The organism is Legionella worsleiensis (genome assembly GCF_001467535.1).
Taxonomy (GTDB): Bacteria; Pseudomonadota; Gammaproteobacteria; order Legionellales; family Legionellaceae; genus Legionella; species Legionella worsleiensis.
The window spans coordinates 359,630-380,585 of sequence record NZ_LNZC01000002.1; the positions used below are offsets into that span (position 1 = coordinate 359,630).

The window sequence follows — 20,956 nt, forward strand, 5'->3', positions numbered from 1 at the left end:
CCTCATAAATTTATTTTAAAACAGCATCAAAAAAATCGGGCAGATCCTTCAGGGATTTTTGTCTGGCCTGCTCATTAAAACCAATATGATAATGTTCGCCTTGTTCATCAACAATTTCTTTGGACTCTGGGAATTCAAAGTTATCAAATCCATGCAATGCGTTCGGATAAATCAAAATCGATACTGGATTATCTGATGAATGACTGTTTTTTATTAAACGGATGCAATCGGATGTGGGGGCTCTGTCGTCATCCTCGCCTATGAACACTTTGGTGTTTTTACGTAGTTGTGTACTTGCAGCAATACGATGGCATACGGGATAAAATGAAGCAGCAGCTTTGAATGGCAAATTATGCCATCTTTGCACAGAAGCCGGGTTTGCTTCCATAACGTTAAGCACATCAAATCCTCCCATGGAAAAACCAAGGATACCAATGCGTGACGCATCAACATAAGGGAGCTGACGAAGGTATTCATAAGCTGGTAACACATCTTCGAGTTGTGCCTGGGTTGCTTTTTCCCAACCAACTGAACGCCTGTCTTCCCAGCCTCGAGGTTTGAAGCTGTCAATCATATAAACAACATACCCACGATCTTTAAGGCGTGTCGCCCAATCGTAATTTACTTTTTCAATACCTGTACTGGCATGTAATAACAGAATTGCTGGGGAACGTGTGTTATGATCTGGAACATAAAGCACATGTCTTTGATCCTCTGGAGCAAAGACATAATCTATGGAAGCTGCAGAGAAAACAAAGCTCGAATTTATCATGCTTCCTAGAATTAATAAAACTCGCATGATTAGAAACATTATTTGACACTCCCATTATTGTAAGGATAAAAGAAATCAAAGTGGTTTTCATCGAATACTCTGGTCACTGTATCCTTATCCAGGCAATGAGCTGTTTGCAGCGCATTTTGTAGAAGCAAGCCTGTCGTTGTGGCTTGAGCTGACCAAGATGACGGTTTAAAATTATATTGTGCAATATAACCTCGCTCATAGAGATGCGTCGTTATAAAATAATCATGCCCTCTGGCCAGATCATCAGGCTGCCACGGCATCGCTTCGGTGAGTTTTGGGGTAATCAGGATCTGCGCCGACTCTGCTTGTTTTTTTTCAAGTGCATAAGCTGCATCACCGTAAGTGGAGAGCAAAACTTGTACTTTGTATTGGCTAATCAATTCTTGGGTCAGGGTTGTCTGTTTCTCAGGTTGAGATTCCGTATCCAGATAAACAATGTTTACATCATAAGCCTGATCATCAATGACAAGTCCACCTGCTTTCGTCAGAGTACTACGCCAATATTCGTAACCACGCATCATTTCTCGTCCCTTGAGGCCATCTGAACCGGTGAAGGGTAGTGCAACACCCAATGTCAGGGTTTTATGTGCCTTATTCTTAAAAGAGGGAATAAAGGCTAATCCATTTGGTCCTTCATGAGTTCGGAAGGACGTTACCTCAAAGGAATTAAGGTCAATTTTGGAAATGTGTTTATCTGTTGCATTGGATATATAAGCAAATTGACCATCAGTGCTTATAAGGACATTTATCGGGTTCAATCCGGTAACCAGTCGTTTAATGACTTTACCCGATGCGACATCAATAACAATGACTTGATGATCAAAGGCAGCCGGTGCGATGATATAGCGTTGATCAGGCGTTATATCGGAATATAGAATTGGGCCAACCCCCAAGTTGTTGAACTGTCTTTGAATTGTCATGCTATCTGGGTCAATAAAAACAATTTGATTTACTGCTGAAGCCATCAAATAGCGATTGTCAGGCGTATACTTAAGTCCGCGCACCGCAGTGGGAAGTGTTACTGAACCGGTAACCTGTCCCGAATCTGCATCGACACGTATGACTCCATCCTTGCCAGCCATCAACCATAAGGTTTTGCCATCAGGAGAAAAATACAGATTATGCGTATTAGAATTTACAGGAATTTGTTTAACCAGTTTTTTCTCATTAACATCAAAAACCAACACTTTGTGTCCTTTTTCAACGTTGACGAATAGTTGGTTTTCATAAGGAGGACGTAATTTGACGCCGTGCGGTGCACTATCAATTTGCTCATAATCTTTATAATCCGCCGGATCGAAAGTATATAAACGATATTGTTCACTTAGGCTTGGTAAATCAATGACTGAAATAGATGCTCCCGGCGTACCCGAGCCACTATCATAATCCCTAATGCCGAAATTACTGACATAAGCTGTTTTTCCATCTTTGGTTACTGCGATTTCATGCGGTAAAAAGCCAATTTCCAAGCTGCCGAGTTTTTTGCCAGATTCCGGATTATAGATACTGACATGATTGGCATTTTCTTCAACGACAGCAAGTAAAGGAGCGGAAGTGCCTGAAAAAGCGGTACCGGCGAAGAGTAATGAAGCCAGGGAGATAAAACGCAAATTATTTATTAACATCTGATATCCTTTCAAAATATTGAACAAAGAGAGAGTGCTCTCAGAGGGCAGATTACTCGGAGACAATGAGCTTGTCAATATATATAGCGTCCTATGTAATTTATCTGGTTCACTTAAAAAAAGACTTTGCAAGAGGTAAGGGATTACCATAACTACCCTCTGAACTCCTTGCTGGTTTGGGCTGTAGACTCTGGTTTGATTGATGCTCGTTTATTTGGCTTGAATAATGACATTTTCTTTTTATAATATTGCCGCCAGATAAAACGCTGGCATATAGTGCGGATTTTTTATTTTTGGGGATGAGCTGTTGTGATGTTTACTGCAAAATAATTTTATAGAATTCTTTTCGTATTTCAGTGTCAGCCATCTTTTTATTGTGTACTAATAATAAAATATAAGCTGCATCATTTAGCTTTACTGTGGTTAACTGTATACTGGCTCTTTTCTTTAAAAACGGTGGTCAATTTTTGAATCTCAACCGATTAGCTTTCTGAGTGATATGAGGAGTGAATGGATAAAACCAGTGTTGATTATACCATCAGAACAGTGCGAGTTAATGATCTGAATCAACTATATGGATCAACTCGCTTTAATTGCCCAAGAAAAAAATATTGGGCGTTTGAATCTGTGGTGCATGAAGGATAATATGCAAGGGCAAAATTTTTATCAAAAAATAGGGGCGGTAAAAAGGGCTTTTATTGATGTGTATTCTATTCAAGTGGACAATTTATTAAATGGATTTGAATAATCAATTCCAGATAAAAAAGTTCTTTAATGCACATATTTTTTTTTGTGAAATACTCCAAAGTCAGTCATAGCTTTACTTTTTTGTCGCAATGCGACATGTTGGTAATCAATAAAAAATGGGTTGACTGAACCTGAATAATAAATAAAACAATTTACTAGCTAACGCCCTAAGAGAAAAAGGGGTGAAAGGGTGTTCTGGGAAATTACGTAAATTCCCACTAAGAAGCCCTAATACGGGGAAGAAATGACATTTAATCTTGATGAACATACCGGCGTTTTAATAAAAAAGGCAGCTCGTTTATTCGAGCGTACGGCCAATATCAATTTGGAAGAACTGGGAGTTACATACAGCCAGACTATTTTTTTGGTTAGACTTTGGGAAAAAGACGGTCAAAATCAAAAAGAACTTACCAAAAGTTCCGGATTGAAGCAGCCAACTGTTGTGGGTATTTTGGAGCGTATGGAACGTGATGAATTAATCCGGCGAAAGCAAAATAAAAAAGATAAACGCTGTTATCACTTTTTTCTGACCGAAAAAGCTCAAAAAGCCTGCATGGAACTGGAAAAGCAGGGATTCATGATGCAATCTATAGCAACCAAAGATTTTAAAGTTGCAGAAATAAGCCAGTTGAACCAATCTCTTAGGGCGGTAATTCATAATTTAGAAGAGTTTCTTGAAGAACTATCGTATTAATTACCTAAGATATAGGTACAACATATAAAAGCAGGCATGTAATTTTAAATGATAAAACAACTTATAGGGATCCTGTGGAAGAACCCCTATTTGGGCAGGGAATAAAATTAATTGATGCGACAGGGTTTTTCAAGAGCACCACTTAAGACTGAATGTTCGCCATTTTTTCAGTGAAGCACCCCGGCCGGGATCTTGGTAAAAAAAAAGGCTCGTTAAACGAGCCTGATCCGAATAAGCAGGTTTTATTCGTCAGTTAAGCGAAAATATTTGGTGCCGAAATAACGTTGTAGTTTCTTCCTGATGGTACCACGGCTGATTCCCAACATTTTGGCAGCCTGCAATTGATTGCCACGGCGTTTTTCCATAACGGCCTGAAGTAAAGGTGGCTCAACTTCTGACAAAATCATGTCATAAAGATCATCAATTGATTTGGATTTATTTTCGGCAAGAAAGCGGGTAACCAAACTGTACACTAAATCTTGTAGACCTTGTTCTTGTTTGATGCTTTGAGTCGCCGCTTGTGTATCAATGACATTCATCTTAACTTCCTTATTATTAATTAAATCATACAATCCAATTGCTCGCACTTGAATAAATGAAAGCAAGATTTATTGTACATGAAGGTTAATTGATTATCTATATTTTCTAAAGAAAACCACGCATTTTTTTAGGACAATTCACTCTCTACGAGTTCAAACAAAGAGCAGTCGGATTTGTTTGCGGACAAAGACTCTTTTAGGGCCGAAAGCTGATTGATCATTTTGTCTGGCTGCTCAGAATCTTCATGAAAACGAGAAATATATCGAGATATTTCAATAGCATTACAATCGTATTGTAAAAATTCGCTGATCATCATTTTATTAACCAGAAGGTTACACAAGCCAAGATATTTCACTTTAATCAAGCGCATGGCCATGAGATAGGTTAAAAATGAAGATTTATATATGATGCACATAGGTTTTTGGAGCAAAGCACACTCAAGTGATGCGGTTCCAGATGCAACGATAACAAAATCAGCAGCTGACATACATTCCAAAGCTTTGCCCTGCACAAAGGTAATGGGTAGATTGAGTTCTCTAAAAAAGGAGAGAATGTTCTCTTCATTAACAGTACCTGCAATGGGAATAACAAAATGTATCTTTGGGTTTTCGTCATGTATTCGTTTCGCTGTGTCTCTTAGAACAGGCATATGGCGTTCGATTTCATGGGTGCGACTTCCTGGCAGAAGAGCAAATACAGGCGAATCTAATGGTAATTGCAGAGCTTTTCTGCAGGATACAGCATCGGGAGTAGACGATATTTTTTTTTCGAGAGGATGCCCAACAAAACACACTGGTACACCAGCCTGCTCATAAATTGATTTTTCAAAAGGCAGAATTACTGCCATTTTATCAATACACTCTTTGATCGTATGTATTCGATTAGCTTTCCAGGCCCAAATTTGTGGACTGATGTAGTAGAGAATTTTCAGCCCTAATATTTTCTTTGCATATTTTGCTAATCTTAAATTAAAGCCGGGATAGTCAACAAGAATTAATAAATCGGGTTTTTGAGTTTTAAGATGATGTTTTATAGCATTAAATGCATTACGAATGATATTAAAATAGGCAAATACCTCAGTAAATCCAGTAACGCCATAACGTGCCAAATCAGAAATAAGCTCAGCACCGGCTTTTTGCATGTGTTTGCCGCCTATACCGCTAATGCGTATGCCGGGATATGCCATTTTTAACTGATTTATTAAAACTGACGCATGCACATCACCGGATTCTTCGCCTGCAACAATGACTACATGTTTCGTGTTAAGCATAGTGTTCGCTGAGATTATTATGGATTAGCGATGTAATTTGTTCTGCTGTTTGCAGCGCATCACGTCCTTCTTGTCCTGTTACCAGCGGCGTGTGGTCTTGTTCAATACAATGGATAAACGCTTTTATTTCTTCTAGTAAGGCATCGCCTTTTTCGAACTCTTGAGAAACACTGGTAATATCAGGAATTCCTGGAAATAATTCACCAGTCCCTTTTTTAAATACAGCAAACTTTTTTTTATGATAATCAATCGAAATATAGGAATTTTTTTGGAAAATTCGAGTTTTTCGCTCTGTTTTAAAGCTGATGCGGCTTGCCGTGACGTTGGCCACACATTGATTTGCAAAAGTTATTCTGGCGTTTGCAATATCGATTTCTTTGGTCAATATTGGCGTTCCTTGTGCAACAATAGAGGAAATTGGACTTTTAACCATATTTTGAATGATATCAATATCATGAATCATTAAATCCAGAATCACATTGACATCGGTTCCTCTTGGATTAAAAGGAGCAAGACGCTCGGATTCAATGAATAAGGGGTTATCCAAATAAGGCTCTACCGCAAGGCGAGCTGCATTAAATCGTTCCAGGTGACCGACTTGGAGCTTGGCGTTATGAGCTGCTGCAAGATGGATTAACTCTTCTGCCTCAGCTACGGTTTCGGTTATTGGTTTTTCGATTAAAACATGTATGCCTTGTTCCAAAAATGCTTTTGCAATTTCATAATGTTTGTTTGTTGTAGCGGCTATATTGACCGCATCAACTTTGCCAAATAAATCACGATAATCAAAAAAAGGGGTTACATTCAGCTCATTGGCTACCGCAGTGCTTACATCAGGATTTCTGTCGCACACGCCAACCAATTCTGCATTAGGAATTAATTTATATTTTTGGGCATGAAATCGACCCAGATAACCAACACCAATTACGGCGCATCGAATTTTATTCATGGTTCTTCATTTGCTAATAATTTGTACGCATGATCGCATTTCTTAGGTGATAAATCAATTTTATCGGGGTATTATCTCACACCTTACTGATTAGAGAGAATAATACAATGGATTTTGATAACGCTTTAATAATTGCCGGAGTAGATGAGGTTGGGCGAGGCCCCTTGGCAGGTGCTGTAATTACAGCTGCTGTTATTTTAAAAGAGCCTCTCGCAGGGCTTGCAGACTCAAAGAAATTGAGTGAAAAAAAACGCAAGCAGCTGGCATTAGAGATTAAAGAAAACGCTTTAGCATTTGCTTATGGACGAGCAGAAGTTGAGGAAATTGATGCATTAAACATTCATCATGCCACCTTGCTGGCAATGCAGCGGGCGGTAGAGGCTTTGCCTGTTGTGCCTGAAGCTGTTTTGGTTGACGGCATTCATATTCCCAAAATTTCTATGCCCTGTAAGGCTGTTGTTCAGGGGGACAGCCTGATTCCTGCGATAAGTGCTGCGTCTATTCTTGCGAAGGTATTACGTGATGAGGAAATGGAGGAGCTTGATAAAATTTACCCTGGATATGGTTTTGCGGATCATAAAGGATACCCTACAGTTGCACATAGAGAGGCTTTAGTTCGTTTGGGACCTTGTATAATCCACAGAAGAAGCTACGGGCCGGTAGCGGCGTTGCTGTAAGTGCAACGCCAATTGTCATAACCGGTTTTAATTGATGCTGTTAAATAAAATTCGATGCGAACTGATAGACATTAATATCCCGAAACTGGCTAAAAATGTAACCATAGCAGTGCCGCCATAGCTAACCAATGGGAGAGGAATTCCCACGACTGGTATAATTCCCATGACCATGCCTATATTTACAAAACCGGATAAAAAGAAAGACATGGCAAGGCTTGCGGCAAGCAATCGGGTAAAGCTGGTTTGGGCATTACTGGCAATATTCAAACTTCTCAACGAGATTAAAACAATAAGTGCAATAATGGCAAATCCACCAGCAAAGCCAAATTCTTCACCGCTTACTGCAAAGATAAAATCCGTTGCATGTTCTGGTAAAAAATTTAAATGGGATTGGCTGCCCTCTAGCCAGCCTTTACCCATTAGCCCGCCTGATCCTATAGCTATTTTGGATTGGATTATATGATAACCGGCACCCAGTGGATCTTGTTCGGGGTCGAGTAGAGTATAAACTCGTTGTTTTTGGTAATCGTGCATGACGTGCCATACAACTGGAACAGCCAAACCCATCAGTATGATCAGCAATAAAATTAATTTAAAACGAATTCCGGCAAGAAATACCACACACAACCCTGCTGACGCAACCATTATTGCAGTACCCAGGTCAGGTTGTTTGGCAATCAAGAGTGCTGGAATAAAAATGATTATTCCGGCAATGCATATAGAGCGCAGACTTCCCGGATTCGCTTGGCGATCAAAATACCAGGCAGCCATCATGGGAACCGCAAGTTTCATTATTTCAGATGGTTGAAAACGAAAAAGCCCAAGCTCAAGCCATCGTTGCGCTCCCTTGCCAATTTTTCCCATTAACATAACCGCCAAAAGAAGCGCTAAACCCGTGCCATAAATCCATGGAGTCCAGATTTTATATTTATGAGGGGGAATAAATCCAAGAACCAGCATGATCAATAATGCGATAATAAGTCGCATGGATTGACGTAAAATCATACCCATATTGGCGTTAGATGCACTGTAAAGGATCAAAAGACCAAAAGTAATGAGGGTCAATAATAAACCAAGCAATGGAAAATCCAAATGCAGCGCTTTTGCAGTAAATCGGTACACGGGTTTGGAATGATGTCTGTTCATGGATTCACTTTAATCGGATGTATTTGATAATAGGCGTCGAGGACTTTACGAGCTACTGTTGATGCAATGACATCATTCTCAACCACAACGGCAATCGCTATGTCTGGTTTGTCAACCGGAGTAAATGCGATAAACAAGGAGTTATCACGAAGTGCCTCCGGGATGTCTTCGTATTTTGATTTTTCATACTGCCTGCCGCTGAATACCTGGGCTGTTCCGGTCTTTCCGGCAACAGGGTAGGGTGGATTGCGTCCAAACCGATATCCAGTACCTTCATTACTGGTCAGCACGCTGTGCATGGCATCGGCTACAATATCCCAATTGGCTTCGTCTTTTAGATAGACGGGGTATTCTTCTACAGGTTTGTATTCTTCAATTTCTCCTGTATCGCTGTTTACCGTTTTGGTGAGTAAATGTGGCCTGAACCTTTGGCCATGTTGACTCAGAGATGCAGTAGCGTTTGCCATTTGCAGGGGAGTTGCTAACATAAAACCTTGACCTATAGCCGAGATTAATGTGTCGCCTGGATACCAGGAAACGCCTTTGGTTTGTTTTTTCCAACGAGCGCTGGGAACAATACCGTTAGCCTCCTCATGAAGATCAACGTGAGTGAGTTGTCCAAGTCCAAATTTAACCAACATGTCTTCAATATTGGCTATTCCCATTTTATGACCTAATTGATAAAAATACGTATCGCAAGAGACAGCGATAGCCCGTTTAAAATTAACAACGCCATGTCCTGTTTTTTTCCAATCTCTGTAAACATGACTTGCGGTAGGTAATTTGAACTTGCCAGGATCCCAGATTTCGGAAGAGGTGGTGACAAAACCTTTATCCAGTCCCGCCAGCCCTACAAATGGTTTAATCGTTGATGCCGGAGGATAAACGCCACGTACTGCACGGTTAAAAAGAGGTCTTTGCAAAGCATTGGATAAAATTTTGTAATCTTTGGTGCTTACGCCTCCGACAAAGATATTGGGATCAAAGCTTGGGGAGCTGACCATAGCCAATAATTCGCCATTATGGGAATCAATAACTACAATGGCACCTCGTTTTCCTTTTAATGCGTTGTAAGCGGCTTCCTGAAGTCTGACATCAAGACTGAGATACAGTTTGGCTCCAGAGTGCGGATTAATTTTGTTAACGACTCTTAGAGTGCGCCCGCTGACATCTGTTTCAGTCATCTGATAACCTACTTTACCGTGCAAAATATCTTCATAATATTTTTCTATACCTGCCTTGCCAATAAAATTGGTGGCACGGTAGTTGGTGGGATCTACTTTTTTTAATTCGTCTATATTGATTCTGCCTACATAACCTAGAGCATGAGCAGTCATTTCACCTAATGGGTAATGGCGCATTAACCGGGCTTTTATATTTACCCCTTTAAAACGATATTGGTTGATTGCAAATGTTGCGACTTCTTCCTGATTTAACTTCAGTTTAAGGGGAATGGGTACGAAAGAACGGTTTTGTGATCGAGCCTTATAGAATGTTTCTATGTCATCATCGCTAATTGAGGGCAGTAATTCACGCAGTTTTTCCAGGGTGGTTTTCATGTCTTTTACGTGTTCTGGTATCACTTCCAGCACGTATACAGGTACGTTTTCGGCAAGCAAAACTCCATTGCGATCAAGAATAACCCCTCTTGGAGGCGCAATAGGAATAATACTCATTTGATTTTTTAACGACAGCGTTTGGTAGCGTTTGAATTCAGATATTTGCAAATAAGCTAACCTGAGAATCAAAATTAAAGACAGAATGAGCAACAGAGCGACTAGTAAATTAAGCCTGAAACGCTGGTTTTGTGATTCTGCACGGTAATTTTTGAAGGACTGATTCAGAGGCATCGCACACAGTAAAGTTTAGAGTACAAACCAAGTTGCTGATAGTAACTTAAATCAGGATTATTTACCAACAAATATCCATGCAAGATGATTTTCATTACTTTAAAAAATAGTGCAAGGGCATCATTAACATGGGGTACGTCATAGTTCGGTGATTTTTTACTCCGTTAACGAGCAAGATGACTAAAGAACAGGATTTTTGATTGTTATTTGTGATAAGGATGATTATTCATAATAGTCCATGCTCTGTATAGCGTTTCGAGCAAGATTATTCTGACCAGTGGATGCGGAAGCGTGAGCTTTGATAAAGACCAGCGCTCATCACAACGACTTAGAATATCTTTGGAAAGCCCTTCGGGTCCACCAATAATGAAGCAAAAATGACTGGAAATCTGTTGCAACTGAGTGATTTTTTCGGCTAATTCTTCACTACCAAAGCTTTTTCCTTCAATATCCAGAGCGATAATTCTTGCCCCACCGGGTAATGCCTCTCTGATCATATTGGATTCTTTTTCCATGATTCGAGACAGGTCTGATGATTTGCTGCGGCTTATTAACGGAATTTCAATGATTTTTAATGAAATACCGTCTTTGAAGCGTTTGATGTAATCACTTGAACCTTTAACTACCCAGTCGGGCATTTTGTTACCAAGAGCGATAATGGTTATTTTTAACATAGAAAGTTCAAGAAGCAGGTTGCTCTTCCCACAATCCTTCAAGGTTATAAAATTGTCTGCTCTCGGCCTGCATGACATGAAGAATGAAATCGCCAAAATCAATCAATGCCCAATCACCACTTTCAAGCCCTGTGGAGCTAAGTGCTGGTAATCCCGCAAGCTTCATGTCTTCCATGACTTTTTGAGCAATGGCCTTTACGTGACGTGATGCACGGCCAGACGCAATAATCATGTAGTCAGTAATGGTGGTTTGTTTGTGAACGTCAATCACTTTAACATTGAGTGCATTAATGTCTTCAAGTGATTTTAACAAGGTATTTAACATAAGGTTATCAGACATAGGTGTGTTAATCTTCCATCAAAAAGCGCCAAATGATATCAGCAAATGGCTTATATAAAAAGGGTTAAACGTCATTATTCAGATACCTGAATATGAGTTAACAAAAACTTTATTACCGCATATAAAACCAGACATGCCAGGGTAGATACGAATAATATGCCTAATTGGTAAGTAAATGCAGCAGAGTAAACTGATTTTAAGACAACAATATTTGTCTCACCTGGGGGAATGGCTGTCAAGGTAGCTAATTTTCCTGATAGAAATCCACCTATTCCAAGGGACACAAAAAATATGCCTATCATGGTACTCACCTTGTTTTTATCGGCAAGAAAGGTTATTGCTGATAAACCAACAGGAGAAATTAAGAGTTCTCCTAGAGAAATTATTAAAAATGCTGGAATAATTAATAATGGTGATAATAAAAGGCTATTACTGGTAAAACTGCTTGAAAACGCAATAACTGCGTAGGCCAGCGTCATCAAAGACATGGCTAATACGAATTTTTTTCCGGTGCTCAAACCCCGTTCAATTAAGTGGTGATGCTGATTTTTTTTTGCCAAATAATATCCAATAGGCAGCATTCCCAAACTTTGTATCGTAATGTAATAAGGTGGCGGGAATTTGATACCACAGAAGGTCGGCTCTACAACTCGAGATATGAACAAAGTCAAAGACATGAACATTTGAAAATAAAATGCCCAGAAGAGTACCGATATAATGCACAGTAAACCGATAACCAAAGTTTGCCGAGCCTGGTTAGAGTCTTCGTTATTTACGGAGTAAAAAATAAACAAAGCGGAAAATAATACCACCAGTCCAAAAACGAGATTAGCCAGATTTGGATAATTTAAAATGTAGAAGGAAAGCGTCCATAAACCAGCCAGAATCAGTATTGCATAGATGCTTTTGCCAAACTCAAGTACATTGGGATTGTAGTCTTTGATTTTATATCGATGAACGCCATAGAGAAATACAAGAAAGGAAACAATCATTCCCAATGCCGCACTAAAAAAAGATCCCGACCAGCCAAAACTTTCTGCCAGTTTGCTGGGTAGGGTTGTGCCTAAAATGATTCCAGTGGTAATTCCCATGTAAAAAATAGTAAAGCCGCTTTCCCTTTTGGGTGAGTCTATTGCATATTCATTACCAAGAAGAGATGAAATATTGGGTTTCAATAACCCGGTACCCACCGCAATTCCAGCTAAAGATGCCGTTAGCGCCAGATTATTATCAAGCGTGGACAAAAGACAATAACTTAAAAACAAAATAAAAGCGCCGGCTAAAGTTGCTCTTTTCTGACCTATGAGTTTGTCGGCAATCCAGCCACCCAATAAAGGGGAGAGATAAGTTAATGCGGTGAAGGAACCAACCAAGGCATAAATTTGTTTGTCATCCCACTTAAAGTAAAGAGCCAGATACAGTGCTAATAATGATTGAACCACGTAGAAACCATAACGTTCCCACATCTCTGTAGCAAAAAATATGTGCAATGACTTAGGATGTTTGTCTGATAGGTTGTTCACTTAGAGTATTTCTTTTAATCCACTTCGAGTAATGATAACACATGATGAAAGATATTAACCACTAATGCGCTATAAGACCAGGGTAAACGCATCTAAACGTATTATCTAAGACCAAGACGCCTACGTTCTGCGCTTTATGCGCAGAATCCAGATCTTTGCCTGCACTAAGATCGCATGGATCCTGCGCATAAAGCGCAGGACGTAGGCAAAAGGGTGGAGATTTATGTTCATAATTTAGATGCGTTTGCCCTGTCTGTAAGACAGGCTTTAAAAACGATTAATTACTCTGAAAAATTTAATTAATTGTCAGATTCACGCACCAAGTTGTCTCGTGTATGATGTTTGTAATTTTTCACAGAAATGGAGAGTTCTTGATGAAAGACAAGAATAAAAGGGTAATTACTGCAGGTAGAGGAACAGAAAAGCAAGCCAAAAGTTGGTTAACTGAAGCGGCTTTAAGGATGTTGTGTAACAATCTGGATCCCGATGTGGCAGAAGATCCTGATTCGTTAATTGTCTATGGCGGGCTTGGTAAAGCAGCCCGAAATTGGGATTGTTTTGATAAAATCGTTCACGTGTTGAAGGCATTGGATGATGATCAGACATTACTCATTCAATCAGGAAAACCTGTTGGTGTATTTACTACTCACGAAGATGCTCCGCGTGTTCTTATTGCTAATTCAAACTTGGTTCCTCGCTGGGCTAATTGGGAATACTTCAACGAGCTGGATAAAAAAGGCCTGATGATGTATGGCCAAATGACCGCTGGTAGCTGGATTTATATAGGTTCACAAGGAATTGTTCAGGGTACTTATGAAACTTTTGTTGCTGCTGCCAAAAAACATTATAACGGGGATTTGACCGGACGTTGGATTTTAACTGGTGGTTTAGGTGGTATGGGAGGGGCGCAAACTCTGGCAGGTACTATGGCAGGAGCGAGTGTTCTGGCAGTTGAGTGTGATTTAAGCCGAATAGAAAAACGCATTAAAACCAAATATCTTGATAAATACACCACTAATCTTGATGAAGCTCTGGCATGGATAGATGATTCATGCCAGAGAAAACAACCCATTTCCGTTGCAGTTTTAGGCAATGCTGCCGAAATTTATCCTGAATTGCTGCAACGTGGAGCAAAGCCCTCGCTGGTCACTGACCAAACCAGTGCTCATGATCCTCTAAACGGTTATCTTCCCGCAGGTTGGACTTTGGAGCAGGCTATTGAGGCGAGAAAGACTGATCCAGGCAAGGTTGTGGATGCAGCAAAAAAATCAATGGCCACGCAAGTTCACGCCATGTTGCAGTTTCAAAAACAAGGAATACCGGTATTCGATTATGGAAATAACATTCGTCAAATGGCCATGGAGGCTGGCGAGGAATATGCCTTTTCATTTGAGGGATTTGTTCCTGCATATATCAGGCCTTTGTTTTGTGAGGGAATTGGACCGTTCAGATGGGTTGCCTTATCTGGAGATCCAGAAGATATCTTTGCGACAGACCGAATGGTAAAAAAACTGATTCCACATGACAAACATTTACATCAATGGCTGGATATGGCAAGAGAGCGTATTGCTTTTCAAGGACTTCCCGCACGAATTTGCTGGGTTGGTTTGAAAGACAGGGCGAGATTAGCTTTAGCTTTTAATGAGATGGTTAAAAATAAAGAAGTCAAAGCACCTATAGTAATTGGGCGAGATCATCTGGACTCAGGATCAGTTGCCAGTCCAAATCGAGAAACAGAAGGAATGCTGGATGGAAGTGATGCGGTATCCGACTGGCCCTTGCTCAATGCCTTGTTAAATTGTGCCAGTGGCGCTACCTGGGTCAGTATTCATCATGGCGGAGGTGTTGGTATGGGCTTTTCTCAACACGCCGGAGTAGTTATTGTGGCAGACGGTACTGCAAAAGCCGCACAGCGATTAGCCCGAGTATTGCATAATGATCCGGCTACCGGGGTGATGCGCCATGCTGATGCAGGATATGAGCTTGCAAAAGAGTGTGCAAAAGAAAACTCATTGTGGTTACCCATGGAATTTCAAAAGGAGCATGTCAATGTCTGAAGGATTTATTCTGCAACCAGGGAAATTGACCCTGCAGTCCATTAAATACAGTATATTTAATGGTTTGTTATGTTCTTTATCAGACACTGCTTTGGGCTTGATCGAAGCATCGCATCAAACCGTAAAAAAAATCATTAAAAATAAAAAAACAGTTTATGGGATAAACACAGGATTTGGTTCACTAGCGAATCAGACCATTTCAAATGAAAATCTGAAGCAATTGCAGCGAAATATTGTTTTGTCCCATGCCTGTGGAACAGGTGAGCTGCTTCCGGATAATGTTGTTGCGCTAATCCTTTTGCTAAAAATTAATAATCTCGCACAAGGATATTCGGGAGTAAGGATGGAAGTAGTTGAAGCATTGATTCAACTCTACAATCATAAAGTTTATCCCTGCATACCTGCAAAAGGATCTGTTGGAGCCTCTGGGGATTTGGTTCCTTTAGCTCACATGTCCTTACCTCTGATCGGTGAGGGACATGTGCGTTATAAAGGTAAAAAAATCAGCGCACTTGATGGTTTGAAAATTGCGGGATTAACTCCTCTGGAGTTAGAAGCAAAAGAGGGGTTAGCTTTACTCAATGGCTTGCAAGTTTCTACCGCTTTAGCACTTATGGCTTTCTTCACCACTGAAACATTATTTGAAACTGCGGTAATTGCTGGATCTTTATCTGTGGATGCAGCTAATGGCAGTGATGTGCCCTTTGATGCCAGAATACATGAGGCCCGTGGCCACAAAACGCAATCTTTGGTGGCATCTATGTATCGCAGTTTATTAGCAGGAAGTGAGATCAGAGAAGCACATAGGCTTTGTAATCGCGTACAAGATCCTTACTCCCTGCGTTGTCAACCACAGATTATGGGCGCAGTCCTGCATCAGTTGCAGTTTGTCGGGGCAACATTAGAAGTGGAAGCAAATGCGGTCTCTGATAATCCTCTGGTGTTTGCTCAAGATAAGGATATTTTATCAGGAGGAAACTTTCATGGTGAGATTATTGCGATGGCCGCAGATAACCTGGCCTTGGCAATTGCTGAAATGGGCGCAAATGCGGAGCGACGAATAGCATTACTCATTGATAAAAATTTCAGCAGCTTGCCTGCATTCCTTGTGAAAGAAAGCGGGTTGAATTCAGGCTTTATGATAGCGCATGTGACTGCGGCATCCTGTGCCAGTGATAATAAAGCGCTTGCCCATCCTCACTCTGTAGACAGTATTCCCACGTCTGCAAATCAGGAAGATCATGTGTCTATGGCAACCAGTGCTGCCCGTCGTTTGTATGATATGAATGATAATACTGCAACAATATTGGCTATTGAATTACTTGCTGCTTGCCAGGGATTAGAATTTCATAAACCTTTAAAAACATCTCCCAGACTTTATGAGGTATATAAAAAATTAAGAAAAGACATACTGCCCTATGATAAAGACCGTTATTTTGCGCCGGATATTGCCAAAATAAAACAAAGGATACTGGCGGAGGATTTTACTTTTGCAGCGTTTACCGTTGAAACAACAAGGTAAGGAACACGGCCATGGATTTGTCGGTTCAATTTGAGGCGCTCCAAAATGAGCATCAGCTCAATCCATATCCTTCGTTAGGGGAAAGAAAAGAGCTTTTGCTGGCACTAAAAAAGCTTTTGCAAAGCGAAGCCTATTCAATAGCTGAAGCAATCAATGAGGACTTCATCCACAGATCAGTAGAGGAAACCTTGTTTCTTGAAATTGTTCCAATAATTAATGCGATTAATTATTGCATAAAAAATTTGAGGCTATGGATGGCCAAAAGAAAAAAACAGGTATCCTGGATGTTCCGTCCTGCTTCAGCTTATGTAGTACCTCAACCTTTGGGAGTAATCGGTATTCTTGTTCCATGGAATTATCCAGCTTATCTGTCTTTGGTTCCGGCCATTTATGCATTGGCTGCAGGTAATCGAGTGATGATCAAAATGTCCGAGTTATCGAATCATACAGGACTGGTATTGCAGTCCCTGATCCATTCAATCGGTTTAGAACACTACATCCGCATCATTGTTGGTGATGTAGCAGTTGCCAAATCATTTTCAGCCTTGCCTTTTGGTCATTTAATGTTTACTGGCTCAACTGTGGTTGGAAAATCAATTATGAAAACGGCCAGTGAGCATCTCACGCCAGTAACTTTAGAGCTTGGCGGTAAATCTCCAGCTGTTTTATCAACCACCATGAATAAAAAATATTTCAAGCGTTTGTTTATGGGGAAACTGTATAATGCAGGACAAACTTGCATTGCTCCTGATTATTTATTAATTCCAGCGGGATGGGAGGAAATTGTTGAGGCAGAATTCAAGCAGTTTATCAGCGAACATTATCCCAATTTAGTGAATAATGATAATTATTCCAATATTATCAACGCTCATCATAAGCAGCGTTTACTGGATCTGGTTGATGATGCCACAGCAAAAGGGGCTCGTGTGGTTCAGCTTGGAGAGCATAAAGAACGTATTAATAAAATACCGTTCTATCTCATTTTTGGGGTTACCGATAAGATGAAGATCATGCAGGAAGAACTTTTTGGCTCCATCCTCCCCATCCTTTCTTACTCTTCATTTATGGATGCAGTGGAATACATTAATGTTCATCCCAATCCTTTGGCTTTATATTATTTCGGCGAAAACAGCGCTGAGAAAAAATACCTTGTCACCCATACCTTATCCGGTGCTCTAACGGTTAATGACACGTTGATGCATGTTGCAATTGACGATTTGCCTTTTGGCGGTGTCGGTAATAGTGGAATGGGGCAATATCATGGGCAAGAAGGATTTGATACTTTTTCTCAATTAAAACCGGTGTTGATAAAGGGTTTGTTTTCTTCAGGGGTATTTTTCTATCCACCCTACGGCAAATTAATGCGATTATTTTTGCACTTTATTGCAGGGATCAAACTAAGGAAATAATAGGTGTAGAAGATTTTTCTTGTTATGCTATGCACTGTAATGCTGAATATGACCTGGATTGATTTTTATGATAGTTGAAATATACACAGATGGCGCCTGTAAAGGAAACCCTGGACCAGGAGGTTGGGGTGTACTGTTACGATATCAGGGTGTTGAGCGGACTTTGCATGGTGGCGAGCCGCAAACAACCAATAATCGTATGGAATTAATGGCTGCCATCAAAGGCCTGGAGTCTCTAAAGCGTCCTTGTGAAGTCGATTTATATACCGATTCCAAATACGTTCAGCAGGGGATGAAGGAGTGGTTAACTTCCTGGAAAAAAAATGGATGGCGTAATTCCAAAAAAGAACCTGTAAAAAATGCTGATCTTTGGATGATGTTAGACAAACTTGCGTCCATTCATAAAGTCACTTGGCATTGGGTTAAGGGGCATTCGGGGCATTTGGAAAATGATCTGGTTGATGCTTTGGCCAACCAGGGAATAACAGAATTAACCTGATACGGTGGAACGAATGAGGCAAATCATTTTAGATACTGAAACAACCGGTATTGGACCTGAACAAGGCCACCGAGTGATAGAGATCGGTTGTGTTGAATTGATTGATAGAAAGTTAACGGGAAAACATTATCACGTTTATCTCAATCCCGAGCGAGAAGTGGATGAGGGGGCTTTTCGTGTTCATGGTATCAGTAATGAGTTTTTACAAGATAAGCCTTTATTTAAAGACGTGGTTTCCGATTTTCTTCAATTTGTTGGCGGAGCGGAACTGGTAATACACAATGCGCCCTTTGATGTCGGTTTTCTCAATTCAGAATTAAGACACGTACACTGGAAGAAAAAACTGCAAGACTACTGCGATATTTTGGATACTCTTGAGCTAGCCAGAGAAAAACATCCTGGTCAGCGCAACAGTCTTGATGCTCTATGCAAACGATACAGTATAGATAATTCCAACAGACAGTTACATGGCGCTTTACTTGATGCGGAGATTCTTGCCTTTGTTTATTTGGCTATGACTGGCGGTCAAACCAGTTTATTTGCGGAAACAGAAGCGGCCAGTAATACGTCAACCATTCAAGGTAATGAGTTAAATGTTTTGCGTTTGACTAATCCTGTAGTGATTATGGCAAGTGAAGAAGAAGTTAAGGCTCACCATGATTTTGTTAGTTTATTAACCAAAAAATCAGGTGTTAGTTATTGGAATGATGAGCTCTGATGTTGTCTTTTTGCTTCAGGAAAAGAGATCAACCTGCCTTGGTATTAAAAGCAGGTTGGTTTCGTATTGAGTCTTTTTAATTTTTTGGAACCAAATATTTTTCAGCAAAATCCCTACCTATACATTCTCCAAGTGATCGGCCCCAGGTTCCAGCACTTTCACTATTGATTTTATCAGGCATTTTGGCGTAAAGCTCGTTTTGACATTTGCTGGTGCTTGCTGGAATTAAAGTGACGCATTGCTCATAAGTCATTTTAATTTCATCAAATCTTTTTTTCAAATCAGCATCCTGCAAAAAACCTTTACAGATAAGATCCGGTAATAAAGGAGTCATTGAACTTAGCCAGTTGTCTTTTGGCATCTCGTTAGGGGAGGGAGATTCTTCCGCATTGGAAGCAAAAGGTATTAACGCACTGCTTAATGCCAGAGTTGTTGCGAGAAGTAATTTCCTTATCATGATGAATTATCCTTTTTTAGGGTCTCAATTACATATTAGGACAGATTTTTTTGATTTGCGAGGTGAAGCATTAATGTGATTAAGTAGTGTTTGCTCTCAAGATATTTGTGCTCATTAATTATTGGTTATGAATAAACGTAAACAATAGCGAATTTAATCATAAAAAGAATGTTGAGGCTTTTTTTCTACCTCAATATAAAAATAAACCAGGGATGAAGGATTGAATGCTCTGAGACATATGACATGAAAATCCAGGTTCTTATTTATCGTGCTTGGTGCGCCATTAGTAACGTTTAGTTGCCAGGCTCCCTGTGTAGTCATCTTAGTACTTCCTGATGGAGATTTTATGCAGCGTGAAGAAGCCCACAATATTAGGGTTTGAAAATCGATCATCACCAATGTGGGGGTTATAAGGATACGTGTGCAAATGGGCCAATTCACTTTTTTGACAATTCACATGACAGCTTTGACCAATGCTCATCTCTGAGCCTATGTCTAGTCATTGCACACTCGTTGTGTTCTTATGTGAGAACCTGAATAGTACGAGTTTGCCCGAACTTTTCAATGTCTTAACAACCCACTTTCAACAGACCCTCGTTTATTGATAGAATAAATTTTTTTAAACTGTGACTTCAGCATGCCCCATATTATTTTTGAATGTAGTGACGAAATTAAATCAAAACTGTCATTTGAATCAATATTTCTTGAGCTGCATAGTATCTTGTCGGATTTCCTTCCAACTCAAATGTCCAGCTGTAAAAGTAGAGTAATTCCTTATAAGCAGTATCTGGTTGGTAATACGCCGAATAATTTATTCATCCATGTAACAATAAAAATCCTGCCTGGAAGAACAGCTGATGTTAAAAATATGGTTGGAAAAAAAATACTCCAGTTTCTTGAAAAAATTGTGAATGATGTAGCGCTTGATGGTGTCTCCATCAGTATTGAAATTGCAGATCTAACTGATAACTACTATAAGCTTAATTAGTTTTGATTTAATCTGACACCGCCATCTGCATTATTTTTCGTCAAAATTACCCAAGATTAACAGAAATTATTCTTCGTGAAGACACCATCTAGTATTGCTACCCTGGATGGTAAAATTTATTTGCGCAATAACTGGTTTACCAGGCGTATAACTCAGCGTGCAATTACCACCAGGTAGAATGTTGGCATAGGTGTTTCCAGTTTTTGTAAGTTTACCATCCAATGTAGTCCAAGTGAAAATTGATGTGATGTTCGTTCAGTAACCCTTTTTATTCAATAACACTTTTGGATGGCAAGCTCTAGTGCTGATTGTTTCATCAATTGTTTTGGGGCTAAACAAATCAATGAAGGATCTGGGTTGCACTGTGTTTATTTCATTGTCATTCACTTATGTTACGCACATGAGCTTGTAGTTTGAATAAAAAGCATTAGAATTCCGCCCTTAATTTTAGGGAGGGAATTAAATGGAT

The 20,956-nt window shown here is 39.9% G+C and carries 21 protein-coding genes; 9 read left to right on the forward strand and 12 right to left on the reverse strand.

The features are described from left to right. Window positions 1-10 precede the first annotated feature (10 nt). Both Lwor_RS01840 and Lwor_RS01845 read right to left on the reverse strand, forming a co-directional pair. Window positions 11-811 carry a dienelactone hydrolase family protein gene (locus Lwor_RS01840; RefSeq protein ID WP_058492180.1) on the reverse strand — a complete coding sequence of 267 codons (801 nt, stop codon included), beginning with the start codon at window positions 809-811 and terminating at the stop codon, window positions 11-13. Continuing rightward, a complete protein-coding gene (locus tag Lwor_RS01845; protein WP_058492181.1) occupies window positions 811-2,427 on the reverse strand; it encodes a YncE family protein in 1,617 nt (538 codons plus the stop codon). Before Lwor_RS01845 ends, Lwor_RS01840 begins: the two co-directional genes overlap by 1 nt. A gap of 574 nt (window positions 2,428-3,001) precedes the next feature. Here Lwor_RS01845 and Lwor_RS13660 point away from each other — a divergent pair. Together Lwor_RS13660 and Lwor_RS01850 are read left to right on the forward strand one after the other, a co-directional pair. Beyond that, window positions 3,002-3,175: an N-acetyltransferase gene (locus Lwor_RS13660; RefSeq protein ID WP_157063115.1), complete on the forward strand. Its 174-nt coding sequence runs from the start codon at window positions 3,002-3,004 to the stop codon at window positions 3,173-3,175. A gap of 243 nt (window positions 3,176-3,418) precedes the next feature. Further along, window positions 3,419-3,868 (forward strand): MarR family winged helix-turn-helix transcriptional regulator, encoded by a 450-nt coding sequence (locus tag Lwor_RS01850; protein WP_058492182.1) that lies wholly within the window; start codon window positions 3,419-3,421, stop codon window positions 3,866-3,868. 242 nt (window positions 3,869-4,110) lie between these two features. Here Lwor_RS01850 and Lwor_RS01855 read toward each other — a convergent pair whose 3' ends face one another. The 3 genes from Lwor_RS01855 to Lwor_RS01865 form a co-directional block, all read right to left on the reverse strand. Next, window positions 4,111-4,407, reverse strand: a complete 297-nt coding sequence (locus tag Lwor_RS01855; protein ID WP_058492183.1) for a helix-turn-helix domain-containing protein — start codon at window positions 4,405-4,407, stop codon at window positions 4,111-4,113. 128 nt (window positions 4,408-4,535) lie between these two features. Beyond that, on the reverse strand, window positions 4,536-5,678 hold the full coding sequence (gene lpxB, locus Lwor_RS01860) for a lipid-A-disaccharide synthase (RefSeq protein ID WP_058492184.1): 1,143 nt from the start codon (window positions 5,676-5,678) through the stop codon (window positions 4,536-4,538). Then, window positions 5,671-6,627 carry a Gfo/Idh/MocA family protein gene (locus tag Lwor_RS01865; RefSeq protein WP_058492185.1) on the reverse strand — a complete coding sequence of 319 codons (957 nt, stop codon included), beginning with the start codon at window positions 6,625-6,627 and terminating at the stop codon, window positions 5,671-5,673. Before Lwor_RS01865 ends, lpxB begins: the two co-directional genes overlap by 8 nt. Window positions 6,628-6,734: 107 nt before the next feature. Here Lwor_RS01865 and rnhB point away from each other — a divergent pair, with 107 nt between their 5' ends. Continuing rightward, window positions 6,735-7,304, forward strand: coding sequence for a ribonuclease HII (gene rnhB / locus Lwor_RS01870; protein WP_058492186.1), 570 nt, complete (start codon window positions 6,735-6,737; stop codon window positions 7,302-7,304). 27 nt (window positions 7,305-7,331) lie between these two features. Here the strand turns inward: rnhB and rodA are convergent, their stop codons facing one another. The 5 genes from rodA to Lwor_RS01895 form a co-directional block, all read right to left on the reverse strand. Beyond that, window positions 7,332-8,450, reverse strand: a complete 1,119-nt coding sequence (gene rodA / locus Lwor_RS01875; RefSeq protein ID WP_058492187.1) for a rod shape-determining protein RodA — start codon at window positions 8,448-8,450, stop codon at window positions 7,332-7,334. Further along, window positions 8,447-10,300: a penicillin-binding protein 2 gene (gene mrdA, locus Lwor_RS01880; protein WP_058492188.1), complete on the reverse strand. Its 1,854-nt coding sequence runs from the start codon at window positions 10,298-10,300 to the stop codon at window positions 8,447-8,449. Before mrdA ends, rodA begins: the two co-directional genes overlap by 4 nt. A 203-nt stretch (window positions 10,301-10,503) precedes the next feature. Then, window positions 10,504-10,974: a 23S rRNA (pseudouridine(1915)-N(3))-methyltransferase RlmH gene (gene rlmH, locus Lwor_RS01885; protein WP_058492189.1), complete on the reverse strand. Its 471-nt coding sequence runs from the start codon at window positions 10,972-10,974 to the stop codon at window positions 10,504-10,506. 7 nt (window positions 10,975-10,981) lie between these two features. Next, on the reverse strand, window positions 10,982-11,314 hold the full coding sequence (rsfS, locus tag Lwor_RS01890) for a ribosome silencing factor (RefSeq protein WP_058492190.1): 333 nt from the start codon (window positions 11,312-11,314) through the stop codon (window positions 10,982-10,984). A 74-nt stretch (window positions 11,315-11,388) separates the two neighbouring features. Beyond that, window positions 11,389-12,837, reverse strand: a complete 1,449-nt coding sequence (locus tag Lwor_RS01895) for a peptide MFS transporter (protein WP_083501554.1) — start codon at window positions 12,835-12,837, stop codon at window positions 11,389-11,391. Between the two features lie 371 nt (window positions 12,838-13,208). Here Lwor_RS01895 and hutU point away from each other — a divergent pair, with 371 nt between their 5' ends. The 5 genes from hutU to dnaQ all read left to right on the forward strand — a co-directional run bounded on the left by hutU (window position 13,209) and on the right by dnaQ (window position 19,042). Beyond that, complete coding sequence (hutU, locus tag Lwor_RS01900) at window positions 13,209-14,894, forward strand: urocanate hydratase (protein WP_172458820.1); 1,686 nt, start codon at window positions 13,209-13,211, stop codon at window positions 14,892-14,894. Then, window positions 14,887-16,416: a histidine ammonia-lyase gene (hutH, locus tag Lwor_RS01905; protein ID WP_058492192.1), complete on the forward strand. Its 1,530-nt coding sequence runs from the start codon at window positions 14,887-14,889 to the stop codon at window positions 16,414-16,416. Before hutU ends, hutH begins: the two co-directional genes overlap by 8 nt. Before the next feature lie 11 nt (window positions 16,417-16,427). Then, window positions 16,428-17,825 carry a coniferyl aldehyde dehydrogenase gene (locus Lwor_RS01910; RefSeq protein WP_058492193.1) on the forward strand — a complete coding sequence of 466 codons (1,398 nt, stop codon included), beginning with the start codon at window positions 16,428-16,430 and terminating at the stop codon, window positions 17,823-17,825. Between the two features lie 67 nt (window positions 17,826-17,892). After that, window positions 17,893-18,324 carry a ribonuclease HI gene (gene rnhA / locus Lwor_RS01915; protein WP_058492194.1) on the forward strand — a complete coding sequence of 144 codons (432 nt, stop codon included), beginning with the start codon at window positions 17,893-17,895 and terminating at the stop codon, window positions 18,322-18,324. 13 nt (window positions 18,325-18,337) lie between these two features. Further along, a complete protein-coding gene (dnaQ, locus tag Lwor_RS01920) occupies window positions 18,338-19,042 on the forward strand; it encodes a DNA polymerase III subunit epsilon (RefSeq protein WP_058492195.1) in 705 nt (234 codons plus the stop codon). 76 nt (window positions 19,043-19,118) lie between these two features. On the opposite strand, the gene Lwor_RS01925 is transcribed toward dnaQ, so the two are convergent. Both Lwor_RS01925 and Lwor_RS13665 read right to left on the reverse strand, forming a co-directional pair. Further along, a complete protein-coding gene (locus Lwor_RS01925; RefSeq protein ID WP_058492196.1) occupies window positions 19,119-19,499 on the reverse strand; it encodes a hypothetical protein in 381 nt (126 codons plus the stop codon). A 153-nt stretch (window positions 19,500-19,652) separates the two neighbouring features. Further along, window positions 19,653-19,820 carry a hypothetical protein gene (locus Lwor_RS13665; protein ID WP_157063116.1) on the reverse strand — a complete coding sequence of 56 codons (168 nt, stop codon included), beginning with the start codon at window positions 19,818-19,820 and terminating at the stop codon, window positions 19,653-19,655. A 316-nt stretch (window positions 19,821-20,136) separates the two neighbouring features. On the opposite strand from Lwor_RS13665, the gene Lwor_RS01930 reads away from it, so the two are divergent. Then, window positions 20,137-20,487 (forward strand): 5-carboxymethyl-2-hydroxymuconate Delta-isomerase, encoded by a 351-nt coding sequence (locus Lwor_RS01930; RefSeq protein ID WP_058492197.1) that lies wholly within the window; start codon window positions 20,137-20,139, stop codon window positions 20,485-20,487. The last annotated feature ends 469 nt before the right edge of the window (window positions 20,488-20,956 follow it).